We start from the raw sequence: 18,037 nt of genomic DNA, 5'->3' as shown, positions 1-18,037 counted from the left end.
GACACCATCCATGGTGCAACAGCATTATTTTCGGCATTATTGCCGGTCATTTTGCTCGCCAGACGACAAGGCTCTATTCATGCAATGCTCCCGGCTCACCCAGGTCGACTTCGATCAGCTGACACAAGGCGCACAGGTGCTTGAGGCAGACAGCCATGGCGCCAAAGTCTACCTGCTCAAGGATGGAAATTTCCTCAAGGTTTTTCGTAGGAAGCGGCTGATTTCATCTGCACTGTTGCGCCCCTACTCGCAGCGCTTCGTCGATAACGCTGCGCGCCTGGCACAATTGGGCATCCCTACGCTCGAGGTGATCAGCCAGCACAAGCTCGACCTGCCAGGCCGTACCGCCGTGCTGTATCGCCCGCTGCCCGGGCGTACCCTGCTGCAAATGTCGCGCGATGATGGGTTCAGCTGGGATACCTACCTGCCGCAGCTGATTCAGCTGGTTCGCCAGCTGCACCACAGCGGTGTGTACTTCCGCTCGCTGCACCTGGGCAACGTGGTGGTTACCCCCGACCAGCGCCTGGGCCTGATCGACGTGGCCGACATGCGTTTCCTGCGCCCGCCGTTGTCGGCACGCATGATTCGTCGCAATGTGCAGCACATGGTGCGCTATATCGAGCGGGAGAACCTGGGTGACCGGTTCCCCCTCGCTGCGTTCGAGGCTGCCCTGCTGGCACGCTGAACGTCAGTTTCGCAGCAAGCTCTGCGAGCCATTGCAGAAGGCCTGCCAGGCTTGCTCCGGCGCCAGCGCCTGACGCTGCCGGGCGGCTACCGTCCGGGCGCTGAGGGATGTGCATCGTTCGATTGCCTCGGCCCATGCCCCTTCATCGGCTACCGGCAGGTAACCGCCGGTATCCTGCAACTGTTCGCGAAACACTTGCAGGTCGCTGCACACCACCGGCACGTCGGCCATGACCGCCTCCTGCACCACCAGCCCCAGGCCTTCAGAGCGAGAAGGCACCAGTAGCCAATCGAACGCCCGATACAACTGCTGCAGGTCTTCACGGTGACCGCACAGGTGAACGCGCGCGGCCAGGCCCAGTGCATCGATACGCTCTTGCAGCACGGCGTGCAGAGGGCCTTCGCCAATAATGGCCAACTGCAGGTCCGGCTGATGTGTGCTGGCCCGGGCAAACGCCTCGATCAGCATCTCGAAGCCTTTGCTTTCCACCAACCGCCCCACCGCGCCCAGCATCACCCCGGTCGCAGCAGGCAACTGCAGCGCCTGCCTGGCCCTGTCACGGCTCAACAACGGCTCGACGAACGCTAACGGGTCAAGCGCCATGCGCAGGGTCTGCACCGGCCTGCCCAAGTCGTGCTCCAGTGATTCGGCCAGCGTATGCGACACCGCTGCGATGCTCAGGCGCTCGGCGGGGAACATACGCAACAAGCGTACATCGCTACTGCTCAGGCGCGTCTTGCCATGGAACAGCACCTTTGCCCGAACCTGGGGACTGTTCTGCAACAGCGGCAGCACCAGCCGCGCGACGCCAATACCGTCGAGCAGCACGACCTCAGCGTTGGCCTCGGCCAGCGCCTTGCGCAAACGCAAGCGCAACCAGGGCCGCAACAGGCGCCACAGGTGCCGTCCTTTCAGCGCACGCAGTGGCATGTGCCACTCCCGGGTCGAGCCAAGCCCGCAACACAACCCGCTTCCCAGCAGCAACCAGTTACTGATCCGGGCATCGGTACCTGCGTGCGACAGCACTTGGCGATGCACCTTGTGGATGGACATGTACGGCGTTCCACCCGCCCACATCATATTGACGATGTTCATGGGCCCTCTCCCGCTCATGTCAGGTGGGACAGCGACTTCATTGAACAAAAATGGTGATACCCATGCCGATCAAGGCACCCGTCACCAGCGTCAATGCCAGTTTGATTCGATCACGTTGACGGCGTTTGGCCTTGCGCTCCACTTCGATGGGCAAGGTCACGTGATTACCGAATCCAGTGTGCAATACTGCATCACCCTCCAAGGTGACCGCTGTCAGATTTAACTCAGCGTAGCGTCGGGAAAGCGCCTTCTCTCCAGCATAGGCGGCAAATGGCGCGCAGCGCTGGTAATCACTCAAACGCCGCAGACCGGGGTTGAGCGAAAACGCCTGCCATTCAGCCTTGTCGGACAGCAGCGGGTAGCAAGGCACACCCGCGATCACCTGCCGATCGCCCAAGTGGATGTAAGGGCTATGGATGGCCAGGTCGTGAGCATGACTGCGCAGCCACACCTGCAACAGGTTGGGGCTCACATCCAGAATGGCCCGCGAGTCTTCGACAAAGCCTTGGCGATAGAAATGCCAGTCGTCCTCGCAGTGGAAGATGTACGGCGTCTTGACGTGGCTGTAAGCCAGGTCGATAGACGGCAACTGGCCAAGCTTGGGCCGGTTAACGAACACCTTGCAGTGCGGTTTCCAGTGCTCTGGCACAGCGGCATGCACAGCATCGTCACCGGAATCTTCGGTGATGAATACCTCGCGAATGGGCGCGGTGTTGTAGCGGTCGAAACTCTCAAGGGTATCTTTGAGCAGATCGAACCGCCCACAACTGGTCACGACGAGCGTGACGTCACTCTCATTTGAAAAGCGCACCGGACTCCCTCCGCATTGCGACAAACGGCCTTCAACAACCCGCTCCTGGGCGTGAAAGCTCTTATTTAGATGCCCAGCTTCAGGCGCAACCGCTGCCATGCAGACAAGGGCGGATGGGGCCTCAGCGCCGGGCGCATGTGGTCGACGATGCTACGGCCAACTGCGGCGAAACTGAAACGGGAAACCGCCAGATGGCGGCCATTTTCTGCAATCTGCCGGGCCAGTTCAGGGTCTGCCCGCAAACGGCGGAGCTTTTCCTGAAGGGTCGGGATGTTGTCATAGAACACCACGTTGTGCATGTCCTGCAGGCCCAGCGCGCGGTTCTCTTCCTCGCCCTGGTCGTATGCCAGCAATACGCAGCCACAGGCCATGGCTTCGAAATTCTTGATCATGTATTCGCCCATGCCAACGTCGGCACTGACGAAGAACCGGATACGGTTGAGCGTGTTGCAGTAGTCTTCGCCCGACTTGGTACGGGTAACCAGCAGGTTCTCGACCTGCCCCAATTCGTCCAGCAGCGCCTTGCGGCCGCTGTAGGCCACGCTGTTGACACTGCCGACGAAGGCCAGTTCGATATCGCGCTCACGCCCTTGGTCGGCCAGCAGTTGCTCGTCATAGCCCTTGGGCACGAATACCGCATCGAAGCCTTCCTGGCGCAGGCGTTCGCTGACCATGTAGCCCGAGCTGATGACCCGCGCCCATGGCAGCTGCCGGTAATGGGCGCTGAACTTGCCGGTGTACTTGCACGGGATGTAGTTCTGGTAGGCGTCGTGCTCCAGGATGACCAGGTTCGGCACGGTGCGGATGAAGGCCACCTGGCGAATCTCCTGCTTGAAGCGCAGGAAGAACACAATGCGGTCATAGCGCTCGACCTGAACTTCACGCTTGAAGTAGCGGCGCAGGTTGCGCTGGTCATCGCTGCTCAGCCAGCGCAGGTCGCACTCGCAGTTGGCCGCGACGCCGTCGTACAGGCGGTCGAGAATCGCCCGCTGTTCCTTCTGTACCAGAAATAGGACTTTCATAACGTTCCTTGGGCGCTCTGCGCCATCGCGGTCAACCATGGGGCGTGCTTACAGCTCACGCCGCCAGAACAGTTCGTGCCTGCGCACGGCCTTGCGGAAGAACTCGTTCTCCCCGTAAGGCGAGGGCCGCCGCCCGGCCAGCCAGCGCTGCAGCAGGCGGCGCAAGCGACGCTTGAAGGGCGCCGGCGGCTGCAAGTCGTGCATCATGCCCAGGGCCATGGCCTTGTCGCGCTGCGTGGCCAGGTCCAGCACCAGGCTGCAGGGTGCCCAGGCCTGGGCTGCGCTCAACTGCGGCGGCAAGGCCACGCCGTCGCCACTGTCGCCCATCGGCCAGCGGTCGTTGTCGTGCAGGTGATTGGCGTAGCACAACAAGGTCTGCGGCTGCCAGGCCAGGCCTTGCAGGGCCTCCAGCACGGCCGCCTGGGCGCAGATGTGATCGGGGTGCGGGTCGAGTTGCGGGTGCGGCATCACCAACACTTCCGGCTTGGCCATTTCCAGCAAGGCCCGCAGGTCGGCCAGCAGGTTGTGCCAGGTTGGCGCGCCATCGCGGTCGGCCGGTAGCGGGAACGGGTTGAACTGGCGGAACACGCGGATATCGGCCAGGTCAGCTTCACGGGAAGCAGCCGGCTGATCGGGCGCGGCCTGCATGGCAGGCAGTTGCAGGCAGAAGTAACCCAACTGCACACAACGTGACTCCGGCACACCAGCCCAGCGCGGCACGGCGATGCTGTCCCAGGCACGCAAGCGGCCCTTCAGGCGGGCGGCCTCGGCTTTTGGCAGGCCCATCTGCTGGTAGTGTTCGGCTTCGATCTCGCCAGCTGTCAGGGTGACCACCCAGGTTTCGTCGGCTTGGCTGTAGAGGCCATATGCAGCCAGCTCGGCGTCATCGGCGTGCGGCGCGATCACCATCACCCGGCGACGTTGCAGCTCGACAGCGGGGGTTATCCACAGGCGCGGCTGGCCTTGCAGCCGGCAATGACGACCGCGCAGGCGCAAGGTACCCGCTTGCAAGGGCACGGCCAGGCCGGTCAGGTTGAGAAAACGTACGCCATCAACACCACGCTCGAACGTTTGCCGGTCAGCCTGCTCAGCAGCATCCAGCTCTACCCGAGGGTCGAGAAACCGCCCCAGCCAGGAGCTTTTTACCTGCAGCTCAAGCATGAGGGTTTCGTCACCCTGCAGCACGCAATCGGCCTGGAGCCGGCCATCGCGCAGGCTGGCAGGCACTTCCCGCGCCTGTTCACCGAAGTCGTAGGCGTAATCCTCGCCCGGGGCGTAGAACAGATGGTCGGCAAACCAGGCTTCGTGAGCCGCCCAGACCAGCGGCAACAGCAGCAACGGCAGCCACCACCAGCTGAAAAACCCCAAGGCGACCAACGCAACCAGGCTCGTCAGCAAGCCCAGGCGCTTGTTGCGCCGGTGGCGCTTGAGCAACTGCTGCTTGCGGCTCACGCCTGGTACACCGGCACAGGGTTGCACCAGCGGTCCTTGTACTCGCGGTCGGCACGGCCGAACGAGAACCGCAGTGGCTTGTTGCGCGTACGGGCGTCTTCCCAGGCGGCCTGGGTATTGAGGAAGCTCAGCACGCTACCCGGGCTGAAAGCCTTGGTTTCAGGGTCTACGCCGCCATTGATGTACTCGACGCTGATCCATTCCGGCGCTTCGACGCGGTACACCAGCTGAATGGCAATCGGCTTGCCATCCAGCAGCAGTACCGAGCCGATCAGCAGCGCTTGCAGGCGCTCCAGCACCTGGGCCATGTGCTCGGCACCGGTGGCCGGGAAGCCCCAGCGGCGCTGGAACAGGTCGCAGTACATGCTGGCGATTTCCTGCGCACTGAAGTCGCTGATCGGGCGTACCAGGCCACCTGCTTCTTCCAGCAGGCGCAGTTCGCGGCGCTGGTTGTAGCGGAATTTTTTCGACAGGTCTTCAGGGGCGCGGGCCATGGCCAGCTGTTCCTTCTGCGCCTTGAGGCCGCTGAAGCGGCCCTGGTTCAGATCGGAGAGGTAGCGCGCGGCATGCCGCAGCGGTGCAGCGGCATCGGCTGCCGCCGGCAGGATGATTTCGGCATTGCCCAGATCGAACAGGGCTTTCTTGCCAGCACGCTTGAGCACATCCTTGGACAGCGCCAGGTGACGCCCCCAGGTCGGGATGGCGGCCTTCAGCTCACCCGCCTGATGCCAGCCCAGGTATCGCACCGGGATCTGTGCCAGGTCTGCCAGCTGTTCGACCACCAGCGGATGAGTGGCAACACTGCCACCAAAGCGCGCCCATGCCTCGGCATAGGCCTTGGCATCTATAACTTGCCAACCGCGTTCGCGGAAGGCCTGGATTCGATTGAGCATCAGGCCTGCTCCACCAGCGCACGCACTTGCGGCAGCTGCCAGAAGGCCTCACGCACCGCGTGGTCGGAGAAGCGTTCACGCAGACGCTGCAGCATGTGCTCGGCACAGGCCTGGCGCTGCTCGCCGTCCAGCACGGCCAGATGCTTCAGCCCCTGCGCCAACTGTGCAGCATCGCCCAGCGGGAACAGCACCCCCACACCCTCGACCACTTCGCGAGCCCCGCCGCATGCCGTGGCGAGCACCGGCACACCGGCGACCATGGCTTCGAGCAGGACCATGCCGAACGGCTCATGGTCAGAGCTCAGGGCAAACACGTCGAACGCCTGGAAATAGCGCCGTGCATCCGGCACCTGGCCCAGGAAGTCCACTTGCCCGGCAATGCCCAGCTCGGCGGCCTGAGCCTTGAGCTTGGCCTCCAGCCGGCCCTTGCCGAGAATCGCCAGACGGGCGCCCGCTGGCAGCCCTGGCAACGCCTGAGCAAAACCACGCAACAGGGTTGCCTGGTCTTTGTCGGGGTGCAGGCGCCCGACATTGCCGACGATCCATGCCTGTGCATCCAGGCCCAAGGCCTGGCGTGCTTCGGCGCGCGGCACCAGTGCCGCTTGCAGGGCGTCGATATCGATGCGGTTGTACAGGGTCTGGATGCGTTCGGCCGGCCACTGCGGCAGGCAGCGGCGCATATCGTCACGCACGGCGTCCGACACGCCCAGCAAGCTCAGGCGCTTGCTGAACAGGTTGGCGAACAAACGGCGGCCTTTGCGCTCGTAGTCGCCAAAGGCATGATGCACGCCAATCACCGGCAGGCCGGTGCCCAGCAGGGCCACGTAGATCGGCTTGAAGCGGTGAGCAATGCAGAACGCGAAATTGCGCTCGGCCGCGATCCGCCGCAAGGCACGGATGGCGCCGAGCTTCAGGCCACGCACGGCCTTGGAGCTGAACGCCAGGAACAGCACCTCGTCCGACGCGCAGCCCGCCGCTACCTGCGGGTCGGCAGCGCCGGTAAGGAACACCGTGGTGACCTGGTAGCCACGGCCCTGGAACAGGCTGGCGTACTGACGGGCGCAATCCAGGAAAGGCCCGTCATAGCCATGGCAGAACTGCAGGATGCGCGGTTCAGAGCGGCTGGTCATAGGCGGCAGCGCCGTCCTTCACGACCAGGATGTCTTCCATGATCAGGTACTGCAGGTCCGAGCCGAAGAACATGTTCAGGGCATCGGTCGGCGAGCAGATCATCGGCTCACCACGGCGGTTCAGCGAGGTGTTCAGCGACACGCCGTTGCCGGTCAGGTCTTCCAGCGCCTTCATCATGTCGTAGTAGCGTGGGTTGTACTCACGCTTGAGCACCTGTGCACGCGAAGTACCGTCCTCGTGGACCACTTCCGGGACGCGGGTTTTCCACTCTTCAGCCACTTCGAAGGTGAAGGTCATGAATGGCGCCGGGTGGTCGACCTTGATCATCTGCGGGGCAACGGTGTCGAGCATCGACGGGCAGAAAGGTCTCCAGCGTTCGCGGAACTTGATCTGGTGATTGATGCGGTCAGCCACGCCCTCAACGCTCGGGCAGCCGATGATAGAACGACCACCGAGGGCGCGCGGGCCAAACTCCATGCGGCCCTGGAACCAGGCCACCGGGTTGCCGTCGACCATGATCTGGGCGATCTGCTGGGGCATGTTCTCCAGCTTGCGCCACTTCGGCTGGTTCGGGTGACGGGCGCAGGCCGCGATCACGTCTTCGTTGGAGTACGACGGGCCGAGGTAGACGTGTTCCATCTTCTCGACCGGTACGCCACGGGCATGGGAAACATAGGCTGCGGCGCCGACGGCAGTACCGGCGTCGCCGGAAGCCGGCTGGACGAACAGCTCTTTCACGTCCGGACGGGCGATGATCTTCTGGTTCAGTTTCACGTTCAGCGCGCAGCCGCCGGCGAAGGCCAGCTTGCCGGTTTCACGCAGGGTGTCGCCCAGGTAGTGGTCGATCATCTGCAGCGCCAGTTTCTCGAACAGCGCCTGCATGCTGGCCGCGTAATGAATGTACGGCTCGTCGGCGATGTCGCCTTCGCGCTTGGGGCCCAGCCATTCGATCAGCTTCGGCGAGAAGTAGAAGCCCTTGCCCTTCTCTTTATAGCGGCGCAGGCCGATAACGTTGGCATACTCGGTGTTGATCACCAGTTCGCCGTTTTCGAAGCTGGCCAGGCGCGAGAAGTCGTACTTGCTGGCATCGCCATACGGCGCCATGCCCATGACCTTGAACTCGCCGTCGAGCATTTCGAAGCCGAGGAACTCGGTAATCGCGCCGTACAGGCCACCCAGGGAGTCCGGGTCGAAGAACTCCTTGATCTTGTGGATCTTGCCGTTTTCGCCGTAGCCAAAGAAGGTGGTGGCGTATTCGCCTTTACCGTCGATGCCGAGGATGGCGGTTTTTTCCTTGAAGCCCGAGCAGTGGTAGGCACTGGAGGCATGAGCCAGGTGGTGCTCGACCGGCTCGATCTTGACCTTTTTCGGGTCGAAGCCCAGCTGCTCCAGGCACCAGACGATCTTCTTGCGGTAGCGCTTGTAGCGACGGTTGCCCATCAGGATGGCGTCGAGGGCACGATCCGGGGCGTACCAGTAGCGCTTGGCATAGTGCCAGCGCGCCTTGCCGAACAGGCTGATCGGGGCGAACGGGATGGCTACCACGTCGACGTCGGACGGCTTGATGCCTGCCTGTTCCAGGCAGAACTTCGCCGACTCGTAGGGCATGCGGTTCTTCGCATGCTTGTCACGCACGAAGCGCTCTTCTTCGGCGGCGGCAATCAGCTTGCCGTCAATGTACAGGGCCGCGGAAGGGTCATGGCTAAGGGCGCCGGACAGGCCAAGGATCGTCAATGCCAAGGGATTAGCCTCTTCATTCGGTAAAAATGCGCCAGCGGCCTCTTGGGCGGGTGGCGGCTAAAGGGCGGGATTATAACGCAAAGATCAGGAACTGCGCGGTCGTTGTGGGAGCTGGCTTGCCCCGCGAACACCGGCAAAGCCGGTGCCATACACCGCGTCGCCTGCTTCGCGGGACAAGCCTGCTCCCACAAGGGATAGGAGACAGCTGCTTACTCGGCGATCAACCAGTCCATACGGTAGCTGCCATCGGTCTGCGCCAACTCCTTGGCCAGCCAAGGCAGCAGCTCCTTGAGCTCTTCTTCCAGCCCCCACGGTGGATTGGCAATGGCCAGGCCAGAGCCATTGAGCCCCTGCGGGCTGTCCTGATGATGCACATACAGCTCGACCCGCAGCAGTTTCGGCGCACCGGTGCTGGTCAGGTCCTGGTAGTAGCGAGTCAGCGAGCGCTGGTCCTTGATCGGGTACCAGATGGCCGCAACAGTCTGGCGCATGCGGCCAATCGCCTCTTTCATGGCATTGGTGCAGCGCTTGAGCTCATCGGCCTGCTCGAACGGCGGGTCGATCAGCATGATCGCGCGCTTTTCCTGCACCGGCAGCAAGGCCCGCGGCACATGCCAGCCTTCACCCAGATGCACGACCACGCGCGGGTCTTTTTTCATGTTCTCCTTGAGCAGCGGCCCGTCTTCGGGGTGCTTCTCGTTGAGCAGGGCACGGTCCTGCTGGCGCATCAGGCGACGGGCCAGCTCGGGCGAACCGGGGTAGTAACGCAGCTCGCCGTCGGCGTTCAGGCGCTTGATGACGCGCAGGTAATCGGCAGCCATCGCTGGCAGGTCGTCACGATTCCACAAGCGGGCAACGCCTTCCAGATACTCGCCGGTACGGGTTGCCTGGTCGCCTTGCAGGTCGTACAGACCAAGCCCTGCGTGGGTATCGATGTAGGCGAACGGCTGCTCCTTGCGCGACATCAGGGCGATGAGGCGGGTCAGCACGATGTGTTTGAGGACGTCGGCGTGGTTGCCGGCGTGGAAGGCGTGACGATAGTTCATGGCAACTCCTGCGGGGGTGGCAAGTTTACCTTGCCTTGCAGGCGGAGTCAGGCCTTGCTGCTGATCGGTGGCGCCCGCGAAGCAGGCGCCGCCGATTCAACGGGTATTACTTGTCAGCGTGATAAGCCGCATCAGCGGTTTCGAAGCGCTTGACCATCGACTGCGACGGGCTGCCCAGCTTGCTCACCAGCACAATGGCGATGCTGGCGAACAGGAAGCCCGGGATGATTTCGTACAGCCCGAGGGTGTCGAAGTTCTTCCACAGGATCACGGTCAGCGCGCCCACCACGATACCGGCCAGCGCGCCGTTACGGGTCATGCCTTTCCACAGTACCGAAATAAGCACTACCGGGCCGAAGGCCGCACCGAAGCCAGCCCAGGCGTAGGCCACCAGGCCCAGCACGCGGTTTTCCGGGTTTGCGGCCATGGCGATGGCGATCAGCGCAACGGCCAGCACCATCAGGCGGCCAACCCACACCAGCTCACCCTGCGAGGCGTTCTTACGCAGGAAGGCTTTGTAGAAGTCTTCGGTCAGGGCACTGGAGCACACCAGCAGCTGGCAGCTCAGGGTGCTCATTACTGCCGCCAGAATGGCCGACAGCAGCACACCGGCAATCCATGGGTTGAACAGGATCTTGGCCAGCTCGATGAACACACGCTCGCGGTTTTCAGTGACCGGACCCGCCAGGTCAGGGTGCGCCGAGAAGTAGGCGATACCGAAGAAGCCCACGGCACAGGTACCGGCCAGGCACAGGATCATCCAGGTCATGGAGATACGGCGAGCGTTGGCAATCGACTTCACCGAGTCGGCAGCCATGAAGCGCGCCAGGATGTGCGGCTGGCCGAAATAGCCCAGACCCCAGCCCATCAACGAGATGATACCGACGAAGGTCGCGCCCTTGAGCATGTCGAAGTTGGCCGGGTTCACCGCGTCGATGGCGGCGAAGGTGGTGTCGAAGCCACCGGTCGAGATCAGCACGATCACCGGGGTGAGGATGAGCGCGAAGATCATCAGCGACGCTTGCACGGTGTCGGTCCAGCTCACTGCCAGGAAGCCACCCACGAAGGTGTAGGCAATCGTGGCCGCAGCCCCCGCCCACAGGGCAGTTTCATACGACATGCCGAAGGTGCTTTCGAACAGGCGGGCACCGGCAACGATGCCAGAGGCGCAATAGATGGTGAAGAACACCAGGATGACGATGGCCGAGATGATCCGCAACAGGCCGCTGTTGTCTTCGAAGCGGCTGGAGAAGTAATCCGGCAGGGTCAGTGCATCACCGTTGTGCTCGGTCTGCACGCGCAGGCGGCCGGCGACGAACAGCCAGTTCAGATAGGCACCGACGGTGAGACCGATGGCGATCCAGGCCTCGGAAAGACCGGAGAAGTAGATGGCGCCCGGCAGGCCCATGAGCAGCCAGCCGCTCATGTCGGAAGCGCCAGCGGAAAGCGCGGTCACCACGCTGCCCAGGCTACGACCGCCGAGGATATAGTCGGAAAGGTTGTTGGTGGAGCGATAGGCAGCGAAGCCGATCAGCACCATTGCCGCGATGTAGATCACGAAGGTGATCGTTAGTGGGTTGCCCATACGTGTGCCCTGGCGTTTGTTTTTATCTCATGCGCAACCGCAGCCATGGCGGTTGCACCCAGGCGGCGAATGCTATGCAACAACGCAAAGCGGGTGCAACCCTTTTTCATTTGCAAGTTGCACCTGCCGGTGCATTTTCCGATAAAGCTGCTTTCTTGCTCCTTTTTGGCGCATCAAGCCGTTTTTTCAGAATAAAAAGCACCGAAAACGACCCTTTCCATCGTGTGGAAATGACTGTCAGACGAGTTGCACCTTTTACACAAAAAATTCGGGTTGCACCTGGTTGCACCCGAATTGTCCTACAGATACTCTTGACGCCAGCTTAGGCCACAACCGTGGCAATAACGAGGATAAGAAATGGCGACTACCACCCTTGGGGTCAAACTCGACGACCCGACCCGTGAGCGACTCAAAGCAGCTGCGCAGTCCATTGACCGCACGCCGCACTGGTTGATCAAGCAAGCGATCTTCAATTACCTGGAGAAGCTCGAGGGTGGTGCCACCCTGACCGAACTCAACGGTCATGTCAGCAACCTGGCCGACGACGCCGGCGAAGTCCAGGCTGACCACAGCCACCAGTGCTTCCTGGAATTCGCCGAGAGCATCCTGCCGCAGTCCGTGCTGCGTTCGGCAATCACTGCCGCCTACCGCCGCCCCGAGCAGGAAGTGGTGCCAATGCTGCTGGAGCAGGCGCGCCTGAGCGCCCCGCTGGCAGAGGCAACCAACAAGCTGGCCGCCGGCATCGCCGAAAAACTGCGCAACCAGAAGAGCGCTGGTGGCCGTGCCGGCATCGTCCAGGGCCTGCTGCAGGAATTCTCGCTGTCGTCCCAGGAAGGCGTGGCGCTGATGTGCCTGGCCGAAGCCTTGCTGCGCATCCCCGACAAGGGCACCCGCGACGCGCTGATCCGCGACAAGATCAGCACCGGCAACTGGCAGCCGCACCTGGGCAACAGCCCATCGCTGTTCGTCAACGCCGCCACCTGGGGCCTGCTGCTGACCGGCAAGCTGGTCAGCACCCACAACGAATCCGGCCTGACCTCCTCGCTCACCCGAATTATTGGTAAAAGCGGCGAGCCGATGATCCGCAAGGGCGTCGACATGGCCATGCGCCTGATGGGCGAGCAGTTCGTGACCGGTGAAACCATTGCCGAAGCCCTGGCCAACGCCAGCCGCTTCGAAGCCAAAGGTTTCCGCTATTCCTACGACATGCTCGGCGAAGCGGCACTGACCGAGCACGACGCACAGAAGTACCTGGCGTCCTACGAGCAGGCCATCCACTCGATCGGCAAGGCCTCCCATGGCCGCGGCATCTATGAAGGCCCGGGCATCTCCATCAAGCTGTCGGCGCTGCACCCGCGCTACAGCCGCGCCCAGTACGAGCGCGTGATGGAAGAGCTGTACCCGCGCCTGCTGTCGCTGACCCAGCTGGCCAAGCAGTACGACATCGGCCTGAACATCGACGCCGAGGAGGCCGACCGCCTGGAACTGTCGCTCGACCTGCTCGAGCGCCTGTGCTTCGAACCGTCGCTGGCCGGCTGGAACGGTATCGGCTTTGTTATCCAGGCCTACCAGAAACGCTGCCCGTACGTGATCGACTACGTCATCGACCTGGCCAAGCGCAGCCGCCACCGCCTGATGATCCGCCTGGTAAAAGGCGCCTACTGGGACAGCGAGATCAAGCGCGCCCAGGTCGAAGGCCTGGAAGGCTACCCGGTCTACACCCGCAAGGTGTACACCGACGTGTCCTACGTGGCCTGCGCCCGCAAGCTGCTGGCCGTGCCAGAAGCCATCTACCCGCAGTTCGCCACCCACAACGCCCACACCCTGTCGGCCATTTACCACATTGCCGGGCAGAACTATTACCCGGGCCAGTACGAGTTCCAGTGCCTGCACGGCATGGGCGAGCCACTGTACGAGCAAGTGGTCGGCAAGGTTGCCGACGGCAAGCTGAACCGCCCGTGCCGCGTGTATGCACCGGTCGGCACCCACGAAACACTGCTGGCCTACCTGGTACGCCGCCTGCTGGAAAACGGCGCCAACACCTCGTTCGTCAACCGCATCGCCGACCACTCGATTTCCATTCAGGAACTGGTTGCCGACCCGGTCGCCAGCATCGAGCGCATGGGCACCCAGGAAGGCAGCATCGGCCTGCCGCACCCGCGCATCCCGCTGCCGCGTGAACTGTATGGCAGCGAGCGCGCCAACTCGGCCGGTATCGACATGGCCAACGAACACCGCCTGGCATCGCTGTCCTGCGCCATGCTGGCCACCGCTCACAATGACTGGAAAGCCTCCCCGCTGTTGGCCTGCGCGGCCAGCCAAGGTGCCGCCGCGCCGGTACTGAACCCGGCAGACCACCGCGACGTGGTAGGCCATGTACAGGAAGCTACCGTCGCCGATGTCGACAACGCCATCCAGTGCGCGCTGAATGCTGCACCGATCTGGCAGGCTACCCCGCCCGCCGAGCGCGCCGCCATTCTTGAGCGCACCGCCGACCTGATGGAGGCCGAAATCCAGCCGCTGATGGGCCTGCTCATCCGCGAAGCGGGTAAAACCTTCGCCAACGCCATCGCCGAAGTGCGTGAAGCCGTGGACTTCCTGCGTTACTACGCGGTACAGGCCCGCAACGACTTCAGCAACGACGCCCACCGCCCGCTGGGCCCGGTGGTGTGCATCAGCCCGTGGAACTTCCCGCTGGCAATCTTCACCGGCCAGGTAGCCGCTGCCCTGGCCGCCGGTAACCCGGTACTGGCCAAGCCAGCCGAGCAAACCCCGCTGATCGCCGCCCAGGCCGTGCGCCTGCTGCTGGAAGCCGGCATCCCTGAAGGCGTGCTGCAACTGCTGCCAGGCCGCGGCGAAACCGTTGGTGCCGGCCTGGTGGGTGATGAGCGCGTCAAAGGTGTGATGTTCACGGGCTCCACCGAAGTGGCCCGCCTACTGCAACGTAACGTCGCTGGCCGCCTGGACAACCAGGGCCGACCGATCCCGCTGATCGCCGAAACCGGTGGCCAGAACGCCATGATCGTCGACTCCTCGGCACTGACCGAGCAGGTGGTGATCGACGTGGTGTCCTCGGCCTTCGACAGTGCCGGCCAGCGTTGCTCGGCCCTGCGCGTGCTGTGCCTGCAGGAAGACTCCGCCGACCGCGTGATCGAAATGCTCAAGGGCGCCATGGCCGAAAGCCGCCTGGGCTGCCCGGACCGCCTGGCCGTGGACATTGGCCCGGTGATCGACGCCGAAGCCAAGGCCGGCATCGAGAAGCACATCCAGGGCATGCGCGAGAAAGGCCGCTCGGTCTATCAAGTGGCAATCGCCGATGCAGCCGAGATCAAGCGCGGCACCTTCGTGATGCCAACCCTGATCGAGCTGGAAAGCTTCGACGAGCTGAAGCGCGAAATCTTCGGCCCGGTGCTGCACGTGGTGCGCTACAACCGTCGCAACCTGGACCAGCTGATCGAGCAGATCAACAACTCCGGTTACGGCCTGACCCTCGGCGTACACACCCGTATCGACGAGACCATCGCCAAAGTCGTGGAAACCGCCAACGCCGGCAACATGTACGTCAACCGCAACATCGTCGGTGCGGTAGTAGGTGTGCAGCCATTCGGTGGTGAAGGCCTGTCTGGTACCGGCCCGAAAGCCGGCGGCCCGCTGTACTTGTACCGCCTGCTGTCGACCCGCCCGGCCGACGCGATTGGCCGCCACTTCCAGCATCAGGATGGCGAAGGCAAGCCGGACCGCACCCTGCACGATCAGCTGATCAAGCCGCTGCACGGCCTGAAGGCCTGGGCAGAAAACAACCAGCTGGCCGACCTGGCCGCGCTGTGCAGCCAGTTCGCCAGCCAGTCGCAGAGCGGCATCGCCCGCCTGCTGCCAGGCCCGACCGGCGAGCGCAACAGCTATACCATCCTGCCGCGCGAGCACGTGCTGTGCCTGGCCGACAACGAGGCCGACCTGCTGGCCCAGTTCGCGGCCGTGCTGGCGGTGGGCAGCTCGGCGGTATGGGCTGACGGCGAACCTGGCAAGGCGCTGCGCCAGCGCCTGCCACGCGAGCTGCAGGCCAAGGTGAAGCTGGTTTCGGACTGGAACAAGGATGAGGTGGCGTTCGACGCCGTGATCCACCATGGCGACTCGGACCAACTGCGCGGCGTTTGCCAGCAGGTGGCCAAACGCGCCGGGGCGATCGTGGGTGTGCACGGGCTGTCCAGCGGGGATCACCAGATTGCGCTGGAGCGCTTGGTGATCGAGCGGGCAGTGAGTGTCAACACTGCTGCTGCGGGCGGTAATGCCAGCTTGATGACCATTGGCTGAGGGTTGTTGATATGAAAGGAGAGCTTCGGCTCTCCTTTTTTATGGGCGCATGGCTTGAGATGTTCAGCGCCTATGATACCGAGCGCCGCCCGCGCGGCGCATCGCGAGCTGCGCTCGCTCCTACGTTTGTTTCGGGCCAATTATTCCTGCGGGATTTGCGCGCGAACGCTTTGGTGCATGACACGGTATCGCGTCGTACAAACCAAGCGGTCGCGCGCCTCTGGCACAGGCATGACTGGCCCGAAACCAACGTAGGAGCGAGCGCAGCTCGCGATGCGCCGCGCGGGCGGCGCTCGATCGCGCAGGCGCCAAAAAACAAAAGACAAGCGCCTAAATGCCCCAAACCCTTTCTAAACCCATATCACCCAAACCTATTAACCTGTCCCCACCCCGACCTCGCCCCTACACTCGCAGCATCCCGCCTCAGGACCGCCACCATGCCCGAGACCCTGCTCAGCCGCCGCAACCTCGCCTTCGAACTCTATGAAGTCCTCGACGCCGAAGCCCTCACTCAGCGCCCGCGCTTCGCCGAGCACAACCGCGAAACCTTCGACGCCGCGCTGACCACTGCACGCACCATCGCCGAAAAGTTCTTCGCCCCGCACAACCGCAAGGCTGATGAAAACGAGCCGCGCTATGTGGACGGCCGGGCCGAACTGATCCCGGAGGTGAAACCCGCGGTCGATGCCTTCCTCGAAGCCGGCTTCCTCAACGCCAACCGCGATTTCGAAGCCGGCGGCATGCAGTTGCCCAGCCTGGTCTCGCAGGCCTGCTTCGCCCACTTCCAGGCCGCCAACGCCGGCACTACGGCCTACCCGTTCCTGACCATGGGCGCAGCCAACCTGATCGAGAGTTTTGGCAACGACGAGCAAAAGCGCCTGTTCCTGCAGCCGATGATCGAGGGCCGCTATTTCGGCACCATGGCGCTGACCGAGCCCCACGCCGGCTCATCGCTGGCCGACATCCGCACCCGCGCCGAACCTGCCGGCGACGGCAGCTACCGGCTCAAGGGCAACAAGATCTTCATCTCCGGCGGCGATCACGAACTGTCCGACAACATCGTGCACATGGTGCTGGCCAAACTGCCGGACGCCCCGCCCGGGGTGAAAGGCATCTCGCTGTTCATCGTGCCGAAATACCTGGTGAACCAGAACGGCAGCCGTGGCCCACGCAATGATGTGCTGCTGGCCGGGTTGTTCCACAAGATGGGCTGGCGCGGCACCACCTCTACCGCGCTGAACTTCGGTGACAACGGCGAGTGCGTCGGCTACCTGATCGGCCAACCGCACCAAGGCCTGGCCTGCATGTTCCAGATGATGAACGAGGCACGCATCGGCGTCGGCATGGGCGCGGTGATGCTCGGTTACGCCGGTTACCTGTACTCGCTGGAGTACGCCCGCCAGCGGCCGCAGGGTCGGCTGCCGGATAACAAAGACCCGCACAGCCCGGCGGTGCCGATCATCGAACACAGTGATGTGAAACGCATGCTGCTGGCGCAGAAGGCCTACGTCGAAGGCGCCTTCGACCTGGGCCTGTACGCCGCTCGCCTGTTCGACGACACCCAGACCGCCAACGAAGAAAGCACTCGCAAGCAGGCTCAGGAGCTACTCGACCTGCTGACCCCTATCGTCAAATCCTGGCCCTCGGCCTTCTGCCTCAAGGCCAACGAACTGGCCATCCAGATTCTCGGCGGCCACGGCTATACCCGCGAATACCCGGTAGAACAGTACTACCGCGACAACCGCCTGAACCCGATCCACGAAGGCACCGAAGGCATCCAGTCGCTCGACCTGCTCGGCCGCAAGCTGGCGCAGAACAATGGCGCCGGCCTCAAGCAACTGATCCGCCTGATCGCCGATACGGCCGAGCGCGCCAGCCATCACCCGAACCTCGACCCGCTACGCCAGCCGCTGGAGCAATTGGTCAACCGACTGCAAAGCGTGACCCTTGCCCTGCTCAGCGACCTGGCTCAGGGCAAAGTTGCTGGTGCCTTGGCCAACTCGGCCCTGTACCTCAAGGCGTTCGGCCACTGCGTGATTGGCTGGCGTTGGCTGGAACAGGCCATTCACGCCGAGCTTGGCCTGCTCAAGGGCAACGCCAGCGACCGCGACTTTTACCTCGGCAAGCTGCAAGCGGCGCGTTATTTCCTGACCTGGGAAGTACCGGGCTGCCATCATGAGCTGGCATTGCTCGAGGCACGCGACGCCACCTGCCTCGCGATGCAAGACGCCTGGTTCTAGGAGCGCATTGCGCGCCTTCATGCACG

General features: G+C 63.2%; 13 protein-coding genes. 4 read left to right on the top strand and 9 right to left on the bottom strand.

Going from position 1 to position 18,037, the window contains the following annotated elements; genetic code table 11:
* Nucleotides 1-79 precede the first annotated feature (79 nt).
* Nucleotides 80-685 (top strand): hypothetical protein, encoded by a 606-nt coding sequence (locus FHW75_RS02905; protein ID WP_019097683.1) that lies wholly within the window; start codon nt 80-82, stop codon nt 683-685.
* 3 nt (nt 686-688) lie between these two features.
* On the opposite strand, the gene FHW75_RS02900 is transcribed toward FHW75_RS02905, so the two are convergent.
* The 9 genes from FHW75_RS02900 to putP form a co-directional block, all read right to left on the bottom strand.
* Nucleotides 689-1,780 (bottom strand): glycosyltransferase, encoded by a 1,092-nt coding sequence (locus FHW75_RS02900; RefSeq protein WP_019097682.1) that lies wholly within the window; start codon nt 1,778-1,780, stop codon nt 689-691.
* A gap of 37 nt (nt 1,781-1,817) precedes the next feature.
* Nucleotides 1,818-2,591 carry a glycosyltransferase family 2 protein gene (locus FHW75_RS02895; RefSeq protein WP_019097681.1) on the bottom strand — a complete coding sequence of 258 codons (774 nt, stop codon included), beginning with the start codon at nt 2,589-2,591 and terminating at the stop codon, nt 1,818-1,820.
* Between the two features lie 65 nt (nt 2,592-2,656).
* Entirely contained in the window at nt 2,657-3,613 is a 957-nt protein-coding gene (locus tag FHW75_RS02890) for a glycosyltransferase (RefSeq protein WP_019097680.1), read from the bottom strand.
* 48 nt (nt 3,614-3,661) lie between these two features.
* The gene (locus FHW75_RS02885) at nt 3,662-5,065 is read right to left on the bottom strand and encodes a PIG-L deacetylase family protein (protein WP_089229921.1); all 1,404 of its coding nucleotides are present in this window, start codon (nt 5,063-5,065) and stop codon (nt 3,662-3,664) included.
* Nucleotides 5,062-5,958 carry an antimicrobial resistance protein Mig-14 gene (locus FHW75_RS02880; RefSeq protein WP_019097678.1) on the bottom strand — a complete coding sequence of 299 codons (897 nt, stop codon included), beginning with the start codon at nt 5,956-5,958 and terminating at the stop codon, nt 5,062-5,064. Before FHW75_RS02880 ends, FHW75_RS02885 begins: the two co-directional genes overlap by 4 nt.
* Nucleotides 5,958-7,088, bottom strand: a complete 1,131-nt coding sequence (locus FHW75_RS02875) for a glycosyltransferase (RefSeq protein WP_019097677.1) — start codon at nt 7,086-7,088, stop codon at nt 5,958-5,960. Before FHW75_RS02875 ends, FHW75_RS02880 begins: the two co-directional genes overlap by 1 nt.
* Nucleotides 7,072-8,829 (bottom strand): carbamoyltransferase, encoded by a 1,758-nt coding sequence (locus FHW75_RS02870; protein WP_016712363.1) that lies wholly within the window; start codon nt 8,827-8,829, stop codon nt 7,072-7,074. Before FHW75_RS02870 ends, FHW75_RS02875 begins: the two co-directional genes overlap by 17 nt.
* A 209-nt stretch (nt 8,830-9,038) precedes the next feature.
* A complete protein-coding gene (locus FHW75_RS02865) occupies nt 9,039-9,875 on the bottom strand; it encodes a 23S rRNA (adenine(2030)-N(6))-methyltransferase RlmJ (protein WP_016712364.1) in 837 nt (278 codons plus the stop codon).
* 106 nt (nt 9,876-9,981) lie between these two features.
* On the bottom strand, nt 9,982-11,460 hold the full coding sequence (putP, locus tag FHW75_RS02860; RefSeq protein WP_019097676.1) for a sodium/proline symporter PutP: 1,479 nt from the start codon (nt 11,458-11,460) through the stop codon (nt 9,982-9,984).
* Nucleotides 11,461-11,534: 74 nt separating this feature from the next.
* Between putP and FHW75_RS02855 the strand changes: the two genes are divergently transcribed.
* From FHW75_RS02855 to FHW75_RS02845, 3 genes are all read left to right on the top strand, one after another.
* The gene (locus FHW75_RS02855; RefSeq protein ID WP_141099571.1) at nt 11,535-11,786 is read left to right on the top strand and encodes a hypothetical protein; all 252 of its coding nucleotides are present in this window, start codon (nt 11,535-11,537) and stop codon (nt 11,784-11,786) included.
* Between the two features lie 31 nt (nt 11,787-11,817).
* A complete protein-coding gene (gene putA, locus FHW75_RS02850; RefSeq protein WP_027610042.1) occupies nt 11,818-15,771 on the top strand; it encodes a trifunctional transcriptional regulator/proline dehydrogenase/L-glutamate gamma-semialdehyde dehydrogenase in 3,954 nt (1,317 codons plus the stop codon).
* A gap of 437 nt (nt 15,772-16,208) precedes the next feature.
* The gene (locus FHW75_RS02845; protein WP_084296644.1) at nt 16,209-18,011 is read left to right on the top strand and encodes an acyl-CoA dehydrogenase; all 1,803 of its coding nucleotides are present in this window, start codon (nt 16,209-16,211) and stop codon (nt 18,009-18,011) included.
* Nucleotides 18,012-18,037 lie beyond the last annotated feature (26 nt).

Source organism: Pseudomonas sp. OG7, assembly GCF_014192825.1.
GTDB classification, from domain to species: domain Bacteria; phylum Pseudomonadota; class Gammaproteobacteria; order Pseudomonadales; family Pseudomonadaceae; genus Aquipseudomonas; species Aquipseudomonas monteilii.
The sequence above is the reverse complement of the archived record's forward strand: the minus strand, read 5'-3'. Positions and strand labels throughout refer to the sequence as shown.

Coding starts and splice junctions, on each gene's coding strand:
- FHW75_RS02855 (WP_141099571.1), top strand. CDS start 11,535: ATGCAACAACGCAAAGCGGGTGCAACCCTTTTTCATTTGCAAGTTGCA.
- putA (WP_027610042.1), top strand. CDS start 11,818: ATGGCGACTACCACCCTTGGGGTCAAACTCGACGACCCGACCCGTGAG.
- FHW75_RS02865 (WP_016712364.1), bottom strand. CDS start 9,875: ATGAACTATCGTCACGCCTTCCACGCCGGCAACCACGCCGACGTCCTC.
- FHW75_RS02890 (WP_019097680.1), bottom strand. CDS start 3,613: ATGAAAGTCCTATTTCTGGTACAGAAGGAACAGCGGGCGATTCTCGAC.
- FHW75_RS02875 (WP_019097677.1), bottom strand. CDS start 7,088: ATGACCAGCCGCTCTGAACCGCGCATCCTGCAGTTCTGCCATGGCTAT.
- putP (WP_019097676.1), bottom strand. CDS start 11,460: ATGGGCAACCCACTAACGATCACCTTCGTGATCTACATCGCGGCAATG.
- FHW75_RS02845 (WP_084296644.1), top strand. CDS start 16,209: ATGCCCGAGACCCTGCTCAGCCGCCGCAACCTCGCCTTCGAACTCTAT.
- FHW75_RS02880 (WP_019097678.1), bottom strand. CDS start 5,958: ATGCTCAATCGAATCCAGGCCTTCCGCGAACGCGGTTGGCAAGTTATA.
- FHW75_RS02905 (WP_019097683.1), top strand. CDS start 80: ATGCAATGCTCCCGGCTCACCCAGGTCGACTTCGATCAGCTGACACAA.
- FHW75_RS02900 (WP_019097682.1), bottom strand. CDS start 1,780: ATGAACATCGTCAATATGATGTGGGCGGGTGGAACGCCGTACATGTCC.